Origin of the sequence: Nocardioides cynanchi, from assembly GCF_008761635.1 — a bacterium.
GTDB classification, from domain to species: domain Bacteria; phylum Actinomycetota; class Actinomycetes; order Propionibacteriales; family Nocardioidaceae; genus Nocardioides; species Nocardioides cynanchi.
On the sequence record NZ_CP044344.1, the window covers coordinates 2,214,454 to 2,233,435 of the forward strand.

The window sequence follows — 18,982 nt, forward strand, 5'->3', positions numbered from 1 at the left end:
TCAACGACGCCCCACGGCCCAACAATCGCCGAGCTTCCGACCCTCCACAGAGGAGCAGTCCCCATGTACGCCGCCCCCGACTCCACCGCTCACCGGCCCGCATTTGACTCGCCGCCACGCACACCGCTGGACGCGCTCGTCATCGGTGCCGGCCAGGCGGGCCTCGCGGTCGGCTACCACCTGGCCAGGCAGGGCTTGAGGTTCCTCCTGGTCGACGCTGCCTCCGAGATCGGGCATACCTGGGCGACCCGATGGGACTCGCTGCGGCTGTTCACCCCCGCCGAGTACTCCTCGCTGCCAGGCATGGCGTTCCCCGCCGCACGGGGCACCTACCCGGGCAAGGACGAGGTCGCCAGCTACCTGAAGACCTACGCTGAGCGGTTCGACCTCCCCGTCATGCCCAACACCCGCGTCCACCACGTCGACCAGCCCGACGACCAGCAGGAGGGCTTGTTCCGAGTCGCCACGAGCCAGGGCACGCTGTGGGCCCGGCAGGTCATCGTGGCTACTGGGCCGTTCCAGCAGCCCGGCATCCCCGCCGTCGCCGGCGGGTTCGCCCCCGATGTGACCCAGCTGCACAGCTACGCCTACCGGAACCCCACCGACCTGCCGCCCGGTGGCGCCGGGAACGTCCTGGTTGTCGGCGCGGGGAACTCCGGGCTCCAGATCGCGCTCGAGGTCGCCCGCACCCATCGAGTGCACCTCGCGGTCGGGACCCGGCCGAGGGCCGTGCCGCAGCGGCCATGGGGGCGTGACCTGTTCTGGTGGCTGACCAAGACCGGGGCCGTGACCCGGCCCTCGTCGTCCCCGGTAGCCGCGTGGTTCCGGAAGCGCGGCGGAGACCTGGTCATCGGCACCAGCTGGGACGACATCGACGCCGCCGGCATCCACATCCACCCGCGCCTCGCCGCCGCCGACGGGCACACCGCGACGTGCGCGGACCAGTCGCAGCTCGACGACGTGGCCGCGGTGGTGTGGGCCACCGGATTCCGCCCGGACTACTCCTGGCTCAACGTGCCCGGCGTGTGGGACGGCCACCAGATCGCCCACCACCGCGGCGCCACCAGCGTGCCCGGCCTGTGGTTCATCGGACTGCCCTGGCAGCACACCCGCGGCTCAGCGCTCCTGGGGTTCGTCGGCGCCGACGCCGCCTGGGTCGCCGACCAGGTCGCCAGCCTTGCCCCCAGCCGTACTTCGGGGCGGCGAGGCAGGTCGAGGTGATGAGCGCGGACGCCTCCACGTTCCAGCACGTTCACGCTGAAGCGTTCGACGACGGCACGGTCGACACCGCCCCGTTGGTCGTCCACACGGCCGGGCACCCGATGCGGTAGCTGCCCCCGGCGCCCCAGGCAGGTCTCCTGCTTGGGGCGCCGCCACATGCTCTGACGGTCCAGCTGCGTCACGCAGACCCAACGCGGGTCGACAACCCCGGTCCACACACCTGCCGCGCGTCACCGGAACCCCAACGGGCACCATCAAGGTGCTCCGCGGCGACCCGTCGCTCGCTGAGACCCTTGCGCCCGCCCCCGACGAGCTGCCCGACGGGAAGCCGGACGGAGAGTGGGACTGGGAGGCGTACGCCGACCAGCGGGAGGTGCCGCCGCCGCCGCCTCGTCGGCACGGTCTAATTCATGTCGACCGGGCCCTCGGTGTGCCGCACCGCGTGGCGGCCAACCGGATCGGGCGCGTCCGCTACGTCTCCGCGACCCAGCTCTTGTGAGTCGGACAGCTCGAGTTCTTCATGTACACCGAGCCCACGTACGGCCGGACGGCCCGGCCACCCCGGCCGCAGCCGGGTCCTGGTCGACACTCGTCGCCCAGACGAGAACCTGACCCGAGCAGACCTGCCCTGAACCCGACGCCCCCGGCGTCACCAGGTCCCCCTTCTCCGCTATGGAGAGGGGGGACCTTCGTCGTGGCCCGACAGTTCTCTGCGGGAGTGCGTCACGCGGATCGTCGCGTTGCCCGAATCGACGCCGGCACCGAAGAAGAGGTCGGGCGGCGAAGTGGAGCGACGGGTCACGTCGAGATGACGATTCGGCCGGCTGCGTCGCCGGCCTCAAACGCTGCCACGGCAGCCACCCCTTCCGCCAGTGGGAATGTCTGCTCCAACTTGGGCGCGACCTTCCCGGCGGCGACGAGCTCGCTCATCGTCACGAGGTCGGCGGTGTTCTCCTTGGCGACGACGACGGTGAGCTTCTGCGGCACCAGCGTCGAGAGGGCGGTGGCCCAGAGCTGCCGCTGGAGGCCGCCGACCCACCGGTCGCCCTCGCCGCCGACGATGACCAGCGTCCCCTTCCGGTCCAAAGCCTTCCGGAGCCGCGCGACGGACGTCGCGCCGCCGATGTCGAGGATGACGTCGTAGTGGTGCGAACCGTCGGCGAAGTCCTCGTTGGTGTAGTCGAAGACGTCGGCGGCGCCGAGTGACCGTACGAGATCGACGTTCCTGGCGCTGCAGACGCCGGTCACGGTGGCGCCGAACGCGACCGCGAGCTGGACCGCGATGGTGCCGACAGCACCGGAGGCGCCGACGACGAGCACACGCTGACCCGGCTGGACATGCCCGTGGTCACGCAGCGCCTGGAGTGCGGCGAACGTGGGATAGGGCAGGACCGCTGCCTCCTCGAAGGACAACTGGGACGGCTTGAGAGCGACCTTGTCGACCGACGCGACCGCGTACTCGGCGAACGTGCCGCGGGTCGCGCCGTAGACCTCGTCCCCGGCTTTGAGGGTGGTGACGCCGGGTCCGACGGCCTCCACGACTCCGGCGAAGCTCGTGCCGGGTACGGCGACCTTCGGAGCGCGAAGGCCGAACCCGAGCAACCGCATCAGGTAGGGCTCTCCCGTCATCAAGTGCCACGCACCGCGGTCGATGCCCGCGGCGACGACCCGCACCAGTACCTGGTTCTCGCCGGGCTCTGGGCGCTCGATGTCACGGACCTCTAGGACGTCTGAGGTTCCGTACCGGTCTTGAGTCAGAGCCTTCATGCCAACCTCCGGTGTGTGGGCTGGGGTGTGGGTGGGTTGGGTTGAGATTGCTCCCGAGGCGGGTGGGGTGTCGAGCATCGGAACTCCTGTGTCGGTTTGCATGGGTGGTGCGGTGGGTGCGGGGCTGGCGGGACGGCTGGGCCGGCGCGGGTGGGCCGTCATCAATCGCTCACCCGGGTGCCGCCGCGGACCGCTGCGATGACCTGGTCAATGGCGCGTGCCGATGCTCGGGCGGGGCTCTGGTCCTCCAGCAGCCCGGGGTGTGTGGAGTCGACGACCCGGTGAACGACGTTGGTGGAGAGCGCGGCCAGCTGGTCCTGCGCCTCGCCCCAGCCAGCGGTCTTGCGGAGATTGTCGGTGCTGGTCAAGACAGCCAGCGGGCGACCGTGGAGGCTCGTGAGAACCCCAGCCTGGGAGAACAGCGTGGGTAGGATCGAGATCTCGTCGCGGCCGTTCCTGGCTCCGCGGGCGCTCGCGGTCAGCGAGGTCACGACGTCCGCCGCCGGCTGGGGGAAGTGCGAGGGCATGACGTCAGCCAACAGCCGGCCCAGCCCGATCCGGTCGAGGGTGGGCAGGAACGCCAGGCCACGCCGCATCATCAAGGCGTACTGGGTGGCGTAGGCGGGCAGCACGGTGAACTGGTGCGGGCTGGAGCTGTCCAGCAGCACCATCCCGGCGACCTGCCCCGGGTACTTGGCGGCGTAGGTCATGACGTAGCTGCCACCGATGGAGTGTCCGACCAGGACGTAGGGGCCGTGTTCGCCGGCTTCTCGCAGCAGGGTGTGCAGGTCGCGGGCGGCGGTCACCCCGTCCTGGGGTTGTGAGACATCGCCACTCCAGCCCTGGCCGGCGCGGTCGTAGGCACACACGCGCGTGTCGGCGTCGACCTGGACGACGATGCGGGTCCAGGAGGCGGCGACTTCGCCGAGTCCGTTGGAAAGCACGACGGTGGGGCTGCCGTGGCCGCGGCAGTCGAGGTAGAGCCGGTGCCCGTTCACCTCGTAGGTCGTGCCGGGGCCGGAGTAGACGCGGTGGTCGCGGACCACGGAGACGTCTTCGTAGACGGCCCCGATCGAGGCGACAGCGAGGAGGGCTGCGACCGGGGTGAGCATCCAGCGTCCGCGGCGGGGCAGGGAACGCCGGACCTGCGTCCAGATGTACACGGACAGGACCACGGTCGGGACGGGCCAGACCCAGCTCATTGCGGCCATGGCGGAGTCGCCCGGTGTGAAGACCAGCAGTGCCGCGCCGGTGAGACCCATCGCAGCGGCCGGAAAGGCGGCCCACCGCAACGGTGGCGTGGTGAACCGGGAGGTCAGCCATGCCATCAACGCCCAGCCGGCCCCGAATCCCACCAGCAGGGAGCCGGTGATGGTGCTCTCGCTCCCGCCGGGGAAGACCACCAGCGTCAGGAGGCCGGCGACGGCGACTCCGATGGCCAGAGACAGGGCGATCAACCGGGCGAAGGGTCCCTGCTGTGCGATGGGCTGTCTGGTTCCGGGATGGCCTACGGCGTGGTGGTCACCGCGGGTTTCGATCGTGGTCATGGCGACTCCTTTAGATGGTGTCACCAGGTTGTCGCGAAGGTGTGTCTCCTCTCGCCGGGAGAATCGCCAGGTTTCGCCAGGGCGGGACTCCGGGCGCTCGCTGAGCGCCCATCCAGAGGCGGAGCCAGGTGGGGAATCGTGATCGCGATGCTCGGTGCGACCCAAGACCCCGATATTCGAGCGTTGCCGCAGGTCAGACGGCAGTGCAAGTCAGAACTACGACATCTGAGGCAATCCAGAGTGCTCCCAATCAGTCTTACCCGGTCCCGAGCCGGCGCTAGAGTCGGCCAACTCCAACCACCGAGTTCCATGGCGGGCCGCGTCCCGCAGGTCAGAGTGGGCGGCTACTCCCACTCGATGGTGCCCGGCGGCTTCGAGGTGATGTCGAGGGTGACCCGGTTGACCTCGGCCACCTCGTTGGTGATCCGGGTCGAGATCTTCTCCAGGAGGTCGTAGGGCAGGCGGGCCCAGTCAGCGGTCATCGCGTCCTCGGACGTGACCGGTCGCAGCACGACCGGGTGGCCGTAGGTGCGGCCGTCACCCTGGACGCCGACGGAGCGGACGTCGGCCAGGAGCACGACCGGGAACTGCCAGATGTCACGGTCCAGACCGGCTGCCGTCAGCTCCTCGCGGGCGATCGCGTCGGCCTGGCGCAGGATGTCGAGCCGCTCGCGGGTCACCTCTCCGATGATCCGGATGCCCAGGCCGGGCCCAGGGAAGGGCTGGCGCCAGACCATCGTCGGCGGCAGGCCGAGCTGCTCGCCGACCAGCCTGACCTCGTCCTTGAACAGGGTGCGCAGGGGCTCGACCAGCTCGAAGTCCAGGTCGTCGGGCAGGCCGCCGACGTTGTGGTGCGACTTGATGTTGGAGGTGCCGGCGCCACCGCCGGACTCGACGACGTCGGGGTAGAGCGTGCCCTGGACGAGGTAGGCCGTGGCCCCGGACGCCACATCACCGAAGACCCGCGCCTCGGCGGCCTCGAAGACCCGGATGAACTCCCGCCCGATGACCTTCCGCTTCTCCTCGGGGTCGACGATGCCCTCCAGGGCACCGAGGAACTGGTCGGAGGCGTCGACCACGTCGAGGATGTCGAAGACGGCCTCGAAGTCACGGCGTACCTGCTCGGTCTCGCCCTGGCGCATCATCCCGTGGTCGACGTACACGCAGGTGAGGCGGTCGCCGATCGCGCGCTGCACGATCGCCGCGGCGACCGCGGAGTCGACCCCGCCCGAGAGCGCGCAGATCGCCCGACTGTCGCCGATCTGCTCACGGATGTGCTCGACCTGCTCGTCGACGATGTTGACCATGGTCCAGGTGGGCCGGCAGCCGGCGATGTCGTGGAGGAAGTGCTCGAGCACCTGCTGCCCGTGCTCGGTGTGCAGCACCTCGGGGTGCCACTGCACGCCGGCGAGCCGTCGGTCGACGTCCTCGAACGCGGCCACCGGCGTCAGGGGGGTCGAGGCGAGCACGTCGAAGCCGGGCGGGGCGGCGGTCACGGAGTCGCCGTGGGACATCCACACCCGGTGCTCGTGGGGGAGCTCGGCCAGCAGGGTGCCGTCGTGGTCGACGGAGACCGGGGTGCGGCCGTACTCGCGCTTGCCGGTCGCCGAGACCTCCCCACCCAGGCCCCGCGCCATCAGCTGGAAGCCGTAGCACATGCCGAAGACCGGGACGCCGGCCTCGAAGATCGCGTTGTCGACGGCCGGGGCGCCCGGGTCGTAGACCGACGAAGGCCCCCCGGAGAGGATCAGGGCGGCCGGCTTGCGGGCCAGCATCTCCGCGACCGGCATGGAGTGCGGCACGATCTCGGAGTAGACCCGTGCCTCGCGCACCCGGCGGGCGATCAGCTGGGCGTACTGCGCCCCGAAGTCCACGACGAGGACCAGATCGTGCTCGGCCTCGGGTGTGGCTGGCGACATGACCGCAGCCTATCCGTGGGCGGTGGCGCGCCCGCACCCGGACGCGCCAGGGCCCGGCCCACTTGGGAGCAAGGCCGGGCCCTGGGTCCGGGGCTGCGAGGCAGGGACCCGGACCGCGGACCCGGCAAGGGAGGGAGTTCGACGCCGGGCCCGCTCGTCCAACGAGAGCCCGGCGGGTGGGTTACGGCATCGTGGCCCCGACTTCGGCTGACGCCGGGGGGTCGGGTCAGCTGACCGAGACGATCGGCAGGCGCAGCGCGCCGGGCGCGGAGTCCGGCACCACCGGCCGGCCCGGGACCACCGGCTGTACGCGCTGGTACGGCGTACCCAGAGGTGGGCGCGGGTCGGCGTCGCCCTTGTTGGGCCACAACGACATCGCCCGCTCGGCCTGCGCGGTGATCGTCAGGGACGGGTTCACCCCGAGGTTGGCCGAGATCGCCGAGCCGTCCGCGATGTGCAGGCCGGGGTGGCCGTAGACGCGCTGGTAGGGGTCGATCACGCCGGACTCCGCCGAGTCGCCGATCGCGCAGCCACCCAGGAAGTGGGCGGTCAGGGGCCGGTTGAAGGGCTCGCCGATCGAGCCGCCCGGCAGGCCGCCCATGACCTCGGCCATCAGCCGCACCGCGCGGTTGCCGGCCGGGATCCAGGTCGGGTTGGGCTCGCCGTGCCCCTGCTTGCTGGTCAGGAAGCGCTTCCTGGTGCCCGGGATCGGCTTGGTGTAGGTCGTGATCGAGTTGTCGACGCTCTGCATGACCAGGGCGATCACGGTGCGCTCCGACCAGTGCTTGAGGTCGTAGAGGTCGCGCACGTTCCGGCGCTGCGCCCAAATCTCGCGCAGCCAGGTGCGCCAGCGCGGGTCCGGGCCGTCACCGTCGGTGAGCACGGTCTGCATCAGCGACATGAAGTTGCTGCCCTTACCGTAGCGGCACGGCTCGATGTGGGTGCGGTCGTCGGGGTGGAAGCTCGACGTGATCGCGACGCCCTGGGTGTAGTCGACCGAGGTGTCGGGGGCGATCGCGCCCACGATCGACTCGGAGTTGGTGCGCGAGAGGTAGCCGAGGCGCTCCGAGAGCCGCGGCAGGTGCCCCTGGTCGCGCATCTGGTGCAGCAGCCGCTGGGTGCCCAGCGAGGAGGCGGCGAAGACCACCTGCTCGGCGGTGAGCACCCGGCGGGCGGACCGGCGGCCGGTCTTGGCCTTGGTGAACTTCACGTGCACGTCGTAGCCGTCGGCGCCGGACTCCCCCCGGGGGGAGACCCGGGTCACGGTCGTCAGCGGCAGCACGCGGGCGCCGTTCTGCTCGGCGAGATAGAGGTAGTTCTTGACCAGGGTGTTCTTGGCGTTGTGCCGGCAGCCGCTCATGCACTCGCCACAGCCGATGCACGTCGTACGAGCGGGTCCGGCGCCCCCGAAGAACGGGTCCGCGACGTCGGTGCCCTGCTCGTCCTCCGGGCCGCCGAAGAACACGCCCACGGGCGTCGGGTGGAACGTCTCGCCGACGCCCATCTCGGTCGCGACCTTCTCCATCACCTCGTCGGCCGGGGTGTGGAGGGGGTTCTGGACGACGCCCAGCATCCGCTTCGCCTGGTCGTAGTAGGGCGCCAGCTCCGACTTCCAGTCCGTGATGTGGCTCCACTGCTGGTCGGTGAAGAAGGCCGGGAGCGGCTCGTAGAGGGTGTTGGCGTAGACCAGTGAGCCGCCACCCACGCCGGCACCGGAGACGATCACGCAGTCCTTGAGCGCGTCGATGCGCTGGATGCCGTAGCAGCCGACCTCGGGCCGGAACAGGTAGCGCTTGACGTCCCACGAGGTGTCGGCGAAGTCGCTGTCGGCGAAGCGGGCACCGGCCTCGATCACGCCGACCCGGTAGCCCTTCTCGGTCAGCCGCAGCGCGGTCACGGACCCGCCGAAGCCGGACCCGATCACCAGGACGTCGTAGTCGAACTCGGTTGCCGAGCTCGCCGGGGTCGTGCTCACGCCCGGCCCAGCTTCTTGAGCAGCCGCAGGTTGGCGGTCATCACCTTGGCGTACGTCGCGTCGGACATGCCGAGGGACGGCGCGAGCCGGGTCGCCCGCTGGGTCGCCACCGACTGCGTCTCGGTGAAGCGCAGCACGCCCTCGCTGCCCTGCCGCCGCCCGACCCCGGACTGCCGCATACCCCCCATCGGGGCCTCGAGGCTGGCGAAGGTGGCGGCGAACGCCTCGTTGATGTTCACGGTGCCGCACGAGATCAGCCGTGCCATCGCGCGGGCGCGCGGGCCGTCCTGGCTGTAGATGGACGCGTTCAGGCCGTACTCGCCGTCGTTCGCCCGGGCGATCGCGTCGGCCTCGTCGGAGAAGCGGTACGCCGCGATCACGGGGCCGAAGGTCTCCTTGCCGAAGCAGGTCATCGACGGCGTCACGCCCTCGAGGATCGTCGGCTCGTAGAAGAAGGGGCCCAGGTCGGGGCGGGCCCGACCGCCGGTGAGCACCCGGGCGCCCTGGGCGACCGCGTCGTCGACGTGGGCGACCACGGTGTCGAGCTGCGCCTGGCTGATCAACGAGCCCATGTCGTTGCCCCAGTCGAGGGTGGCCCCGAGGGTCATCGCCTGCGTGCGGGCCACGAACCGCTCCATGAAGCGGTCGTAGACCTGGTCGGCCACGAACATCCGCTCCATCGAGACACAGAGCTGGCCGGCGTTGGAGAACGCGGCGCGGACCGCGCCCTCGGCGGCCTTCTCGAGGTCGGCGTCGCGCAGCACCAGCAGGGGGTTCTTTCCGCCGAGCTCCAGCGAGCAGCCGATCAGCCGCTCCGCGCAGCCCTGGGCGACGGTCCGCCCGGTGGCGGTCGAGCCGGTGAAGCAGATGTAGTCGGCGCGGGCCACCAGGGCCGGCCCGACCTCGGGGCCGGGGCCGGAGACGACCTGCCACAGGTCACGCGGGAAGCCGGCATCCTCGAGCAGCTGCGCGGCGTACAGCGCCGAGAGCATGGTCTGGGCGTCGGGCTTGGCCACGACGGCGTTGCCCGCGAGCAGGGCCGGGAGGCCGTCGCAGAGCGCCATCGTGAAGGGGTAGTTCCACGGCGAGATGATGCCGACGACGCCCTTGGCGATCCGGTTGACCTCGACCCGGGTCAGCGCCGGGAAGACGCCGCGCACCCGCTTGCTGTCGAGGTGCTGGTGGGCCGTCCGGCCGTAGTAGCGGGCCGTGAGCGCGATGTGCAGCGGCTCGTCGAAGGCGTGCTTGCGGGCCTTGCCCGACTCCAGGCAGATCAGGTCGATGATCTCCGACTGCCGGTCGAGCACCAGGTCGTGCAGCCGCAGCAGGGCGGCCGCACGGGTGTCGATCGAGGTGCGCGACCACGCGGCCTGCGCCGCACGGGCGCGGCGGAACGCCTCGTCGATGTCGGCCTCGGAGGACTGCGGGATGTGGGCCAGCGGCTGGCCGTTCAGCGGCGATCGCACCTCCACCGAGCCGCTGGTGGCGACCAGCCGATCGGTCAGCGCCGCGACGTACTCCGGCTCGAGGGCGTACGACGCGGTGGGGTCGTGCTCGGGATCGTGCGGGCCGCCCACGAGAGGGCCGGAGGACGGGGTCTGGGCGCTCATGTACCGAGAGTATGCCGAGCCCGGTCGCGGGGGCTACCCCCCAGTAACCAGTCTCGCGCCGGAGCTCTAGACGATGTCGGGGGCGCTGACCCGGGCCTCGTCGGCCTCCTGGTCGGTCAGCTTCTGCTGCGACTGCCGCTCGGCCTCGACCCGGCGCAGGTAGTGGTCCACCTCGTCGTCGCGGCGGGCGCGGTCCCAGCCCAGCTCCCCGGCCATCAGGTCGGCGGCGGCGAAGACCGCCACCGTGCCGCGGTCGAAGGTCTCGATGGAGATCCGGGTTCGACGGGCGAGGACGTCGTCGAGATGGCGGGCGCCCTCGTGCGAGACGGCGTACACGACCTCGGCGCAGAGGTAGTCCTCCGCGCCCGGCAGCGGTTCGCCGAGCTCGGGGCGCTGCTCGACCAGGTCGAGCAGCTCGTCGATCATCCCGCCGTACCGCCCGAGCAGGTGGTCGATGTGGGCGACGTCCAGCCCCGAACGGCGGCTGAGCGCGACCCGCTGGTTGGTGCGGACCTCGAAGCCGACGGCGCCGAGCAGCGGGACCCGCTCGGTGTGCGAGGGGGCCACGTCGTGCCGGTCGCGGACGGCGAGGTCGATCGCATCCCGCGCCATGATCCGGTACGTCGTGAGCTTGCCGCCGGCGATCAGCACCAGGCCCGGCACCGGGCTGGCCACGGTGTGCTCGCGGGAGACCTTGGTGGTCGACGACCGGGCCTCGCCCTCGCCGGCCGACCCCACGCCGCGTCCGGGCTTGCCGGCCAGCAACGGCCTCAGACCGGCGTACACACCCTCGACGTCGTCGTGGTCGAGCGGCACGGTCAGCAGCTTGTTGACGTGCTCGAGCAGGTAGTCGATGTCGGTGCGCGAGGCGGCGGGGTGCGCCAGGTCGAGGTCCCACGCGGTGTCGGTGGTGCCGATGATCCAGTGCCTCCCCCACGGGATCACGAACAGCACGGACTTCTCGGTGCGCGCCACCAGCCCGTACTCCGAGCGGATCCGGTCGCGCGGCACGACGAGGTGGATCCCCTTGCTGGCCTCGACGTCGAGAGCGAGCTCGCCGCCGAGCAGGTGCTGCACCTCGTCGGTCCAGACCCCGGCGGCGTTGACCACCACCCGGGCGCGCACCTCGAGCTCGGCCCCGGTCTCCAGATCGGTGGCGCGCACGCCGACCACCCGCTCGCCCTCGCGCAGGAAGCCGGTGACCCGGGTGCGGGTCGCGACCTGGGCGCCATAGCCGGCGGCGGTCCGGGCCAGGTTCACCACCAGCCGGGCGTCGTCGACCTGGCAGTCGTAGTAGCGGATCGCGCCAGTCATGGCGTCGGTGCGCAGGTCGGGGGCGATCCGGGCGATCTGCCGGCGGAACAGGTGGCGGTGCTTGGGCACGCCCATGTCGTACTTGCCGGCCATCGCCAGCGCGTCGTACAGCGCCAGGCCGGCACCGACGTAGGGCCGCTCGATGGTGCGGTGCAGCGGGTAGAGGAAGGCGACGGGTCGCACCAGGTGCGGCGCCAGCCGGGTCAGCAGCAGCCCGCGCTCCTGCAGTGCCTCACGGACCAGGGCGAAGTCGAACATCTCCAGGTAGCGCAGCCCTCCGTGGACCAGCTTGCTGGAGCGCGACGACGTGCCGCTGGCCAGGTCGCGCTGCTCGAGCAGCCCGACGCTCAGGCCGCGGGTGACCGCGTCGAGCGCCGCGCCGGTCCCGACGATGCCGCCGCCGACCACCAGCACGTCGAGCACCGCGTCCCCGGTCGCGGTGCCGGCGAGGGCCGCCAGCGCGCTCGCCCGACCCGTCGGATCGAGGGCGGTGGACTGGGGCATGCCACGATCCTCTCAACCCGGGACCGTTCCACCGCAACCCGACGCGATGCCAGCGCGTCCCAGCGACGACCGGAACACCAACGGACGGAGACCAGGTGCGCGCCACGACCCGGGTCGGCCTGGCCGGAGGCCTCCTGTCGCTGACGCTCGCGGCCTCGCTGCTGGCCTCCGGCTCGCCACCCGGAGGCGGGCGTGCCGGACCGGCCGGGCTCGGGCCGTCGAGCGTCCCGCTTCCCCGGGTCACGCCGTCCGCGGAGCCCCCGGCCCGGCCCGGCCCCCGGCACCAGCACACCCCCGCCGCCGGACCCCCGCCGCACCGCCACGTCACCGTGGTGATGAGCGGCGACCTGCTGTGGCACAACACGGTCTGGGAGAGCGCCCACGAGGACGCCGTACGCCTCGGCACGCACCAGCCCTTCGACTTCGGGCCGGCGTTCGCGGCGATGGCTCCGGTGGTACGACGTGCCGACCTGGCGATCTGCCACGAGGAGGTGCCGTTCGCCGCCGACGACGCCCATCTGTCGAGCTACCCGGTGTTCGCTGCGCCACCGGAGGTCGCACCCTGGATCGCCTCGATGGGCTGGGACGCCTGCACGACCGACTCCAACCACAGCATCGACCAGGGGTTCGCCGGGCTGGTGCGCACCGCGAACCTGCTCGAGCGCAACGGCGTCCGCCACGTCGGCACCTTCCGGACGGCCGCCGAGCGACGCCGCCCCGTCATCCTGACGACCCGCAACGGCGTCCGCGTCGGCATCGTCGGCGGGACCTACTCGCTCAACGGGTTCGCACTGCCCCCCGACAAGCGGTGGGCGGTCTCGATGTGGGACGCCGACAACCTGATCGCCCAGGCGAAGGCCGCGAAGGCGGCCGGCGCCGACATCGTGCTCGTGCAGTACCACGGGGGCGACGAGTACTCCCGCCTGCCCAACGCCGAGCAGGTGGCACTGGTCCGCCGGCTCACCGCCTGCCCGGCCGTGGACCTCGTCTTCGCCGAGCACGTCCACGTCGTGCAGCCGATCACCCGGGTCAACGGCACGTGGGTCGTCTACGGGATGGGCAACATGATCGCCCAGATGGACCCCGTCTACCCCCGCGCCTTCGAAGGCATCACCGTGCGGTTCCGCTTCACCCAGTCGCGGCACGGGTTCCGGGTGGACCGAGCGGCCTACATCCCGACCTACTGGAACCTCTGGTCCCCCGGTCACCCGATCCGGATCCAGCGCGTCGACCGGGCCCTGGCCCACGGCGCCCCGGACCGCGCCCGGTTGCTCGAGGCCCGTCGGATGACCCGGCTTGCGGTCAACGGTCTCGCGACACGCGGCGGCACGACTCCCGGACTACGCGAGCGCTGAACGCGTTTTGCGGGTTTGATGGGACCGTGGACGAGATCGTCGCGCTCTACGACGATGGGGGACGTCCCGCGGGAAGTGCCCCTCGGTCGGTGATGCGCGCGGAAAACCTGCGTCACGCCGCCACCGGCGTGGTCGTCCGCGACCGCCTGGGCCGGGTCTACGTGCACCGTCGCACCAACACCAAGGACGTCTACCCCGGCCGCTGGGACTTCACCGCGGGCGGGGTCGTGCTCTACGAGGAGGATCCTCTCGACGGCGCCCGGCGCGAGCTGCTGGAGGAGCTCGGCATCGAGGGTGAGCTGGTGTCGCTGGGCGAGGCGGACTACGCCGACGAGCACACGTCGTACCGCGCCTTCCGCTACGTCACCAGCTGCGACGGCGTGGTGACCCCGCAGGCCTCTGAGATCGCCTACGGCACCTGGATCAGCATCGAGCGCCTGCTCCCCCTGATGGAGGACCCCGACCTCGCGTTCATGCCCGACACGGTAGAGCTGTTCGGCGACTGGCTGCGCGAGCGCGCCGCCGAGCGCAGCGAGCCCAGCCAGGGCTGGGACTCCCTCGCCACCATCGTCGAGGGCAGGTGGATCGACCGGCAGCCGCGCTTCCGCGACGTCGCCGCCCCCCTGCGTGCCGAGACCCGGCTGCTGCCGGCGATCGCCCCACTGCTCCCGCTCAGCGTGCCGCTGCCCGAGGTGCTGGACGAGCACCCGCTCCGGGTCCGGCACCTGCTCGTCCCCGGCGAGCCGGCCACCGAGGTGGAGCTGACCGCCGCCGACGGGACCCGGATGGGTGAGTTCCTCCGGGCCCTGCACGACCTCCCCCGCGAGGTGTACGCCACGGCCGGGGTGGACGACGACCTCAAGGCCCGGGCCGAGCTGATGGCCACCCTCGACAAGCTGCTGCACCGGGTGCTGCCGCTCCTGCCCGAGGAGCACCAGGAGGCCGGCCGCGCGCTGCTCGGCCAGGTCGCCGCCCGCACACCGGTCACGCTCGTGCACGGCGACCTCGGCCCGGCGCACCTGCTGTCGCAGGACGGCGTGCTCACCGGCGTGATCGACTGGACCGACGCCCGGCTCGGCGATCCGGCCCTGGACCTCGCGTGGGCGCTCTACGGCTCGCCCGAGCCGTTCGCCGAGGCCGTCGCCACGGCGTACGCCGTCACCGACGAGGAGCTGTCCCGGGCCCTGGCGTGGCACCGGCTCGGCCCGTGGTACGAGGTGCTGTGGGGCCAGTCCGCCGGCGGCAAGGAGTACGTCGAGTCCGGCCTCGCGGGCATCCTCGAGCGGATCGGCGCCGGCTGAGCGCTGCCGGGCGGCCGGTCAGCGGGGTACGACGAGCCGGGACTCGTAGGCGAAGACGACCGCCTGGACGCGGTCGCGCAGGCCGAGCTTGGCCAGCACCCGCGCCACATGCGTCTTCACCGTGGCCACCGAGACGTAGAGCTCGGCGGCGATCTCGGCGTTGCTGGCCCCGGTGGCCATCGCCCGGAGCACGACCAGCTCGCGCTTGGTGAGCAGCTTCAGCTCGTCGGGCAGGGCACGGGGGCCCGGGTGCTGGTCGCCGGGACGGTCGGTCCGGCGAGCGGTGCGGCCGAGGGCCGACATCAGGCCCTCGACGGCGAGGTCGTCGAGGTGCAAGGTGAGCTGGGTGCGATCGCCCCAGCGGTTGCGGTGCAGCGCCGGTGGCGCGGCGATCATGGTCATGTCCCTGTGTCCCCCTGTGAGTCGCGTGCGGTCACCGAGCGTCCGTGATCACGGCCCGAGCGCGCTCCTGTGCAAGATCGGACACGCGCGACGCTCCGCACATCACCCAAGAGGGTGCATCGGCGCGCTACGTACGTGACCGGTCGCTCCATCTTGCACCGGGTCCTCCCCGGACGCATCAGGTAATTCGGGCACGACGTGGGTCAGGAGACGACGACCTCGATCCGCTGGAACTCCTTGAGCTCGGTGTAGCCGGTGGTGGCCATGGCCCGCTTGAGGGCGCCGACGAGGTTCATCGTGCCGTCGGCGACCCGCGACGGCCCGAAGAGGATCTCGGCCAGGGTGCCGACGGTGCCGATCTCCACGCGCTCGCCGCGCGGCAGGTCCGCGTGCACGGCCTCGGCTCCCCAGTGGAAGCCCTGCCCCGGGGCGTCGCTGGCCCGGGCGAACGGCGAGCCGATCATCACCGCGTCGGCGCCGCAGGCGATCGCCTTGGCGATGTCGCCGCTGCGGCCGATCGAGCCGTCGGCGATCACATGGACGTAGCGGCCGCCCGACTCGTCGAGGTAGTCCCGGCGGGCGCCGGCGACGTCCGCGACCGCACTGGCCATCGGCACGCTCACCCCCAGCACCGTGCGGGTGGTGTGGGCCGCTCCCCCGCCGAACCCGACCAGGACACCGGCGGCACCGGTGCGCATCAGGTGCAGCGCCGCCTGGTAGGTCGCGCAGCCACCGACGATCACGGGGACGTCGAGCTCGTAGATGAACTCCTTGAGGTTCAGCGGCTCGGCCTGGGCGCTGACGTGCTCGGCGCTGACCGTGGTGCCGCGGATCACGAACATGTCCACGCCCGCGTCGACCACGGCCTTCGCGAACTCCTTGGTGCGCTGCGGGCTGAGCGAGCCGGCCACCGTCACCCCGGCCTCCCTCATCTGCTGGAGCCGCTGGGTGATCAGCTGGGCCTTGATCGGCTCGGCGTACATCTCCTGCATCCGGCGGACGGCGGGTACGCCGTCGAGCTCGGCGATCTCGGCGAGCAGGTCGCTCGGGTCGTCGTACCGCGTCCAGAGGCCCTCGAGATTCAGCACACCGAGGCCGCCGTAGCGGCCCAGGGCGATCGCGGTGTCGGGCGACATCACCGAGTCCATCGGCGCGGCGATGATCGGGAGCTCGAAGCGGTAGGCATCGATCTGCCACGCCACGCTGACCTCCTCGGGGTCGCGGGTCCGCCGGCTCGGGACGATCGCGATGTCGTCGAAGGCATAGGCCCGGCGTCCGCGCTTGGCGCGGCCGATCTCGATCTCGCTCACGGAGGCAGGGTATCGACGCCTCTGCAGTGTGGGTGAAATCGCATCACTCGAGCCCCACGAGTTCCGCCGTTCTGCCGCGCGACGGCGCTTCCTCTGCGACCGTTTTCAGTACCCCACCTTGGAACGGAGCCGGTCATGTCATGTCCTCACCAGCGACGGCGCAGCCGTCTCCTGGCGAGCGCCGTGGCGCTGGCGGCCACGGTGGGCGTGATCGGCCTGGCGGCTCCGTCGTACGCCGGCGACGACTACCCGTACCGGGGCCTGGGCCAGTGTCCGCTGGTGCCGCTGCCGCCGGTCAAGCCCGGCCCTCCCGGTCAGCCTGGTCAGCCAGGCCACCCGGGACAGCCCGGTCAGCCGGGTCACCCGGGACAGCCGGGTCACCCGGGGTCGGGCCCGTCCACGCCGGGCAACGCGCCGCACGGACCGCACGCCCCGCACGCGCCCGGCGGGCCGGCGACCCCGGGACCGACGACCCCTGCCACGCCGGCCACCCCGCCGCCTCCCCGGGAGTGCGCGAAGCACATCTGGATCTACAACGGCACGTACGGCGACCCCTGGGGCTTCGCGCTGCGCAACTGCACGAGCTTCGTGGCCTGGCGGCTGCGTGAGACCAACGGCGTGACCGACTTCTCGAACTACTCCGGGGGCGGCTCGTGGGGCGACGCCCGGCACTGGGACGACAACGCGCAGGCCCTCGGCTACCTGGTCGACGACGTGCCCGCGGTCGGCGCCGTGGCCCAGACCGACCACGGCCGGGTCGGCCACGTGGCCTGGGTCTCCGCGGTCGGCGACGGCACCGTGACCGTCGAGGAGTACAACTACTACACGCCCGGCGCCTACGACGTCCGCACCGTGCCGACCTCGACCTTCCGATACCTGCACCTCGACGACGTCGCACCCGCGCCGTACCTCGGCTCGACCCGGGCCACCGCCACCGCGGTCGACCTGCGCGGGCTCACCTGGACCGCCCGCGTCACCGCGGCCGGTGACCTCGTCGTACGTCGACCGTCGGGGCACGACGTCCGCGTAGGCCCCTCGGGCGCCTGGTCGCGGCACGCGGCCCCGTCGCTCGTGGCCGACGAGTCCGGCCGGATGTGGCTGGCCGGGGTCACCGGCAACGGACGGGTCCTCCTGACCCATGCCTCCACCGCGGACCCCCGCTGGAGCAGGCTACGCACGCTCGGGCACGGCGGCTGGTCCGCGACCTCGACCCCGATGCTCGTCGTCGACGGAGCCGGCCGGCTCCACGCCTTCGCCCTGAGCGCCGGGGGCACGCTGGTCGAGCGCCATCCGGTCCGGCCCGACGCCGCACGGTGGAGCCTGCCGCACCGACTCGGCCGGCCAGGCTCGTGGTCACCGCAGAGCGCTCCGGCCACGAGCACCGACCGCCAGGGACGGACCTGGCTGGTCGCGGTCACCCGGCAGGGGGCGCTCCTGGCCCGGCACAGCAACCCGTCGGGCACCTGGTGGACGACCTTCCACGCCGTCGACGGCCGGACCTGGTCGCCGACGTCGACTCCGGCCCTCACCACCGCGGCCGACGGCCGCCTGTGGCTGGCCTCGGTCACCTCGCGCGGCGAACTGGTCTCGCGGCACACCGGCCTCCGGCCCGGCCCCGGAGCCGGTCGCTGGCAGGCCACCACCGAGCTCGGCGGCCGTTTCTCGCCCTACGCCTCCCCGACGATCGCGTCGGACGGTGCCGGGCGACTGTGGCTGGCCGCGGTCGACACCGCCGGCCGGGTGGTGCTCCGCGGCGCCGACACCCGCGACCGCTGGGGCCACGCCCACCGACTGGCTCCGGCCGTCTCGGTGACGGACGGCCCGGCACTGCTGGCCCTGCGTTCGGGTGGCGTCCGGATCGCGGCGCTCGGCTCCGACGGCGCGCTGCTCTCACGCAGGATCGGAACGCTCCGGGTCGGCCGGTCCAGCGCCCGCGGCGGTGGCTTCTCAATGCTGCGGCTGTTCGGCCTCTGAGCCCCGCCCGACGCCTGTCAGGCTCCGCCGCCGAGGAGCACCTCGTCGCCGAGGCGGATCGTCCCGGGCTCGACGACGTCGACGAAGATCGCCAGCCGCTGGTCGCGGGTCTCGGCGAGGGCCTTCAGCCAGCCGCCCAGGGGCGGCAGCCCCTCCTGGGCGATGTCGACCATCCGGCAGCGCTCGATCCGCTTGACCACGACGAAGGAGGTCGAGCCGATCGACAGGGGGCCCGTCCAGGTCTCCTCGACGAACGGCTCGCTGGTCTCGACCACGAGGTTGGGGCGCAGCCGGCGCGGGTCGGCGTCGATGTCCCAGTGCTCACGGCACCAGTCGAGGGTCGCGGTGCCGACCAGCGAGACCCAGCCCTCGTCGTGGTGGGGAGTGTCGCCCTCGGGCAGCACCCGCACCGGGTCGCCCATGGCGCCGGTCAGGACGGCGTCCAGAGCCGGGTCACCGGCCGGCCACTCGCCGTCGGCTCCGGTCACGCGTACGCCGTCGCTCGTCGTACGGGCGGCGAAGTCGAAGACCGCGTCGCGGCGACGGAAGCGGCGGGAGTGCTTGCCCGAGGCCAGCCTCCCGTCGTCGTCGACCACGGCGTACCACCGGTCGCCCACCACCCCACGTCGGTCGAGATCGACCTCGGCGAGCGACTCGCCGGCCATCGACTTCACCGGGTAGCGACGGATCTCCGAGACGCGGGGCACGTCGCCCACGCTAGTCGCCGAGCACCGGCTCGCCACAGATCGGGCAGTTCAGGCTGTCGCTGTCCGCACCGGCGGG

At 72.0% G+C, this 18,982-nt stretch carries 13 protein-coding genes; 4 read left to right on the forward strand and 9 right to left on the reverse strand.

The window, feature by feature from the left end; all coding sequences use genetic code 11:
* Positions 1 to 63: 63 nt before the first annotated feature.
* Positions 64 to 1,221 carry a flavin-containing monooxygenase gene (locus E3N83_RS10720; RefSeq protein ID WP_151083253.1) on the forward strand — a complete coding sequence of 386 codons (1,158 nt, stop codon included), beginning with the start codon at positions 64 to 66 and terminating at the stop codon, positions 1,219 to 1,221.
* Positions 1,222 to 2,019: 798 nt separating this feature from the next.
* Here the strand turns inward: E3N83_RS10720 and E3N83_RS10725 are convergent.
* From E3N83_RS10725 to E3N83_RS10750, 6 genes are all read right to left on the reverse strand, one after another.
* On the reverse strand, positions 2,020 to 2,988 hold the full coding sequence (locus tag E3N83_RS10725) for an NAD(P)-dependent alcohol dehydrogenase (protein ID WP_151083254.1): 969 nt from the start codon (positions 2,986 to 2,988) through the stop codon (positions 2,020 to 2,022).
* 161 nt (positions 2,989 to 3,149) lie between these two features.
* Positions 3,150 to 4,535, reverse strand: a complete 1,386-nt coding sequence (locus E3N83_RS10730) for an alpha/beta fold hydrolase (RefSeq protein WP_151083255.1) — start codon at positions 4,533 to 4,535, stop codon at positions 3,150 to 3,152.
* Positions 4,536 to 4,879: 344 nt separating this feature from the next.
* Positions 4,880 to 6,454 carry a glutamine-hydrolyzing GMP synthase gene (guaA, locus tag E3N83_RS10735; protein ID WP_151083256.1) on the reverse strand — a complete coding sequence of 525 codons (1,575 nt, stop codon included), beginning with the start codon at positions 6,452 to 6,454 and terminating at the stop codon, positions 4,880 to 4,882.
* Positions 6,455 to 6,680: 226 nt separating this feature from the next.
* Complete coding sequence (locus E3N83_RS10740; protein ID WP_151083257.1) at positions 6,681 to 8,429, reverse strand: GMC oxidoreductase; 1,749 nt, start codon at positions 8,427 to 8,429, stop codon at positions 6,681 to 6,683.
* Positions 8,426 to 10,039, reverse strand: coding sequence for a succinic semialdehyde dehydrogenase (locus E3N83_RS10745; RefSeq protein WP_151083258.1), 1,614 nt, complete (start codon positions 10,037 to 10,039; stop codon positions 8,426 to 8,428). The genes E3N83_RS10740 and E3N83_RS10745 overlap by 4 nt, the downstream gene beginning before the upstream one ends.
* A gap of 66 nt (positions 10,040 to 10,105) precedes the next feature.
* On the reverse strand, positions 10,106 to 11,857 hold the full coding sequence (locus tag E3N83_RS10750; RefSeq protein ID WP_151083259.1) for a glycerol-3-phosphate dehydrogenase/oxidase: 1,752 nt from the start codon (positions 11,855 to 11,857) through the stop codon (positions 10,106 to 10,108).
* Positions 11,858 to 11,952: 95 nt separating this feature from the next.
* On the opposite strand from E3N83_RS10750, the gene E3N83_RS10755 reads away from it, so the two are divergent.
* Both E3N83_RS10755 and E3N83_RS19800 read left to right on the forward strand, forming a co-directional pair.
* Positions 11,953 to 13,212, forward strand: a complete 1,260-nt coding sequence (locus E3N83_RS10755) for a CapA family protein (protein WP_151083260.1) — start codon at positions 11,953 to 11,955, stop codon at positions 13,210 to 13,212.
* A gap of 26 nt (positions 13,213 to 13,238) precedes the next feature.
* Positions 13,239 to 14,513, forward strand: coding sequence for a phosphotransferase (locus tag E3N83_RS19800; protein ID WP_202879200.1), 1,275 nt, complete (start codon positions 13,239 to 13,241; stop codon positions 14,511 to 14,513).
* 18 nt (positions 14,514 to 14,531) lie between these two features.
* On the opposite strand, the gene E3N83_RS20340 is transcribed toward E3N83_RS19800, so the two are convergent.
* Positions 14,532 to 14,915: a response regulator transcription factor gene (locus E3N83_RS20340; RefSeq protein WP_151083261.1), complete on the reverse strand. Its 384-nt coding sequence runs from the start codon at positions 14,913 to 14,915 to the stop codon at positions 14,532 to 14,534.
* A 203-nt stretch (positions 14,916 to 15,118) separates the two neighbouring features.
* Positions 15,119 to 16,225 (reverse strand): GuaB3 family IMP dehydrogenase-related protein, encoded by a 1,107-nt coding sequence (locus E3N83_RS10770; RefSeq protein WP_151083262.1) that lies wholly within the window; start codon positions 16,223 to 16,225, stop codon positions 15,119 to 15,121.
* A 135-nt stretch (positions 16,226 to 16,360) separates the two neighbouring features.
* On the opposite strand from E3N83_RS10770, the gene E3N83_RS10775 reads away from it, so the two are divergent.
* Entirely contained in the window at positions 16,361 to 18,199 is a 1,839-nt protein-coding gene (locus E3N83_RS10775; protein ID WP_151083263.1) for a CHAP domain-containing protein, read from the forward strand.
* Between the two features lie 17 nt (positions 18,200 to 18,216).
* Here the strand turns inward: E3N83_RS10775 and E3N83_RS10780 are convergent, their stop codons facing one another.
* Positions 18,217 to 18,906: an MOSC domain-containing protein gene (locus E3N83_RS10780; RefSeq protein ID WP_151083264.1), complete on the reverse strand. Its 690-nt coding sequence runs from the start codon at positions 18,904 to 18,906 to the stop codon at positions 18,217 to 18,219.
* Positions 18,907 to 18,982: the final 76 nt, after the last annotated feature.